The sequence below is a fragment of the Teichococcus deserti genome, assembly GCF_001982615.1.
GTDB classification, from domain to species: domain Bacteria; phylum Pseudomonadota; class Alphaproteobacteria; order Acetobacterales; family Acetobacteraceae; genus Pseudoroseomonas; species Pseudoroseomonas deserti.
The window spans coordinates 1-2,723 of record NZ_MLCO01000208.1 but is presented as its reverse complement, the minus strand read 5'-3'; the positions used below and the strand labels follow the sequence as shown (position 1 = coordinate 2,723).

General features: G+C 71.8%; 4 protein-coding genes. 3 read left to right on the top strand and 1 reads right to left on the bottom strand.

Features of this window, described 5'->3' with window-relative positions; translation table 11 throughout:
- The coding region (locus BKE38_RS19905) for an ABC transporter substrate-binding protein (protein WP_242662491.1) at positions 1–250 on the bottom strand (250 nt) is incomplete at its 3' end.
- Positions 251–408: 158 nt separating this feature from the next.
- On the opposite strand from BKE38_RS19905, the gene BKE38_RS19900 reads away from it, so the two are divergent.
- The 3 genes from BKE38_RS19900 to BKE38_RS19890 all read left to right on the top strand — a co-directional run.
- Positions 409–1,416: an NAD(P)H-quinone oxidoreductase gene (locus BKE38_RS19900; RefSeq protein ID WP_076958996.1), complete on the top strand. Its 1,008-nt coding sequence runs from the start codon at positions 409–411 to the stop codon at positions 1,414–1,416.
- A 37-nt stretch (positions 1,417–1,453) separates the two neighbouring features.
- Positions 1,454–2,317: a DMT family transporter gene (locus tag BKE38_RS19895; RefSeq protein WP_076958995.1), complete on the top strand. Its 864-nt coding sequence runs from the start codon at positions 1,454–1,456 to the stop codon at positions 2,315–2,317.
- 14 nt (positions 2,318–2,331) lie between these two features.
- The coding region (locus BKE38_RS19890) for an alpha/beta fold hydrolase (RefSeq protein WP_131829661.1) at positions 2,332–2,723 on the top strand (392 nt) is incomplete at its 3' end.

The following is a 2,723-nucleotide window of genomic DNA, read 5'->3' as shown; positions in this document are numbered from 1 at the left end:
CCTCGGCCTTGACCAGCCGCAGCATCCGCCCCTGCACGCCGCCCGCCTCGTTGCGCGCCTCGACCGCCAGCTCCAGCCCGCGGAAGCTTTCGTCGCCCAGCAGCGCCAAAGGACCGGCGAAGGGATAGACCGCGCCGATGCGCAGCTCGGCGGCGCGTGGCGCCTGGGCCAGGGCGGGCCGGGCCAGGCCGCTCGCCGCCAGGGCGCCTGCGCCCTGCAGCAGCCGCCGGCGGTCCAGCAGCGGGAACACGGCAGAGGATTCTTCGCTGGCCTGCTTCTCCGGCCTTCCCGTCGCGCGACGGGGCGGATGCATCATCGTGACATGCTCGTGCTTGGCTTGACGGGAAGCGGCCGGGCGCCGACCCTCGCGACCCTGCCACACCCATGGCCGCAAGGAAACGACCCAGGATGACGACCCTGCCGCAGGAGATGACCTATATCGCCCATGGTGAGGGCGGCGGGCCTGAGGTGCTGGTGCCGGCGCGCGGCCCGGTGCCGTCGCCGAAGCCGGACGAGGTGCTGATCCGCGTCCAGGCCACCGGCGTCAACCGCCCCGACGTGCAGCAGCGCAAGGGCTCCTATCCGCCGCCGCCGGGCGCCAGCCCGATCCTGGGCCTGGAGACGGCGGGCGAGGTCGTGGCCGTCGGCGATGCGGTGAAGCGCTACAAGGTCGGCGACAAGGTCTGCGCGCTGACCAATGGCGGCGCCTATGCCGAATACTGCACCGCGCCCGAGGCGCAGACGCTGCCCTGGCCGGCCGGCTTCGACGCGCTGCAGGCGGCCGCCCTGCCGGAGACCTTCTTCACCGTCTGGGCCAATGCCTTCGGCCATGGCCGCCTGGCCGCCGGCGACACCCTGCTGGTGCATGGCGGCACCTCCGGCATCGGCGTCACGGCGATCCAGCTGGCCAAGGCCTTCGGCGCGACGGTCTACGCCACCGCCGGCAGCGACGAGAAATGCCGCGCCATGCTGGATCTCGGCGCCGACGCCGCGATCAACTACAAGACCCAGGATTTCGCCGCCGAGGTGAAGACGCTGACCGAGGGGCGCGGCGTCGATGTCCTGCTCGACATGGTCGGCGCCGATTATTTCCAGCGCAACCTGCGCTGCATGGCGAAGGACGGCCGGCTGGTGATCATCGCCTTCCTGCAGGGCCACGAGGCGGAGAAGGTCGACCTGCGCCCGATCATGCTGAAGCGCCTGACGGTGACCGGCAGCACCATGCGGCCGCGCACCACCGCCGAGAAGGGCGCCATCGCCGCCGAGCTGGAGGCCAAGGCCTGGCCGCTGCTCGCCGAGGGCCGCTGCAAGCCGGTGATCCATTCGGTCTTCCCGCTCGACCAGGCCGCCGCCGCGCATGCGCTGATGGAAAGCAGCACGCATATCGGCAAGATCCTGCTCGACCTCTCAAAATAACGATCTTCGCCCTCCTGCCCGAGCCTGCCCACCCCTGATGCTGAAACTGGCCGACCTGCGCCTGCTGCTGATCGCCGTGACCCTGTTCGGCGGCGCCTGGCCCGTGACCAAGGCGGCGCTGGCCGATGCCTCGCCGCTGTGGTTCGCCGTCTCCCGCACCCTGCTGGGGGCGCTGGTCTCCGGGCTGGGCCTGGCGATGATGCGCCAGCTCAGCCTGCCCTCGCGGCAGGACTGGCCGGCGGTGCTCGGCGTCGGGCTGCTGCAGCTCGGCCTGTTCTTCGCGCTGACCCATCTGGCGGTCGCGCTGGTCCCGGCCGGGCGCACCGCGGTGCTGGCCAATGTCACCATCTACTGGCTGGTGCCGATGTCGGTCCTGCTGATGGGCGAGACGGTTTCTCCCCGGCGCTGGGCTGCCGCGGGGCTGGGCCTGGCCGGCGTCGCGGCGCTGTCGGGCCCCTGGGCGGTGGACTGGCGCGATCCTGACATTCTGCTCGGCCACGCCATGCTGGTGCTGGCGGCGCTGCTCTGGTCCTGCGCCATCATCGTCACCCGCCGCTTCCCGCCGCGCACCACGATGCTGGCCAACCTGCCCTGGTGCTTCCTGCTGGGCGGGCTGATCCTGGTGCCGATGGCGATCGTCATGGAGCCCACGGGCGGCATCGGCCCGGCCTCCTACTGGCATGCGGCGCTGATCGGCTGCATCGTGGCCCCGGTCGGCACCTGGGCCGTCATCGAGGCCGGGCGCCGGCTACCGGGCGCCGTCTCCTCGGTCGGCTTCCTGCTGGCGCCGGCGATCGGCGTCATCGTCTCCACCCTCTGGCTGGGCGAGCCGGTGGGCTGGGACGTCATCATCGGCGGCGCGCTGATCGGCGCCAGCGTCGTCGTCGCCACCCGCGGCTGAGGGGTTTTTCCGACATGCAGCTTCGCGCCGTCGAGATGGGCGAAGGCCGCCCCCTGATCCTGCTGCACGGGCTGTTCGGCCAGGCGCAAAACTTTGCCGCCGTGCAGAAGACCCTGGCCGCGAATGGCCGCCGCGTCATCGCGCTCGACCTGCGCAACCACGGGCAGTCGCCGCATGACGCCGTCATGGACTATCCGGTCATGGCGGCCGACGTGGCCGAGACCTTGGCCGCGCTGCTCGGCGACCAGCCTGTCGACCTGCTCGGCCATTCGATGGGCGGCAAGGTGGCGATGACCCTGGCGCTGTCCCAGCCCGCCCGCATCGCCCGCCTGGTGGTCGCCGACATCGCCCCCGTCGACTACCCGCCCGCCTTCCGCCCCTATGCCGCCGCCATGCAGGCCATCCC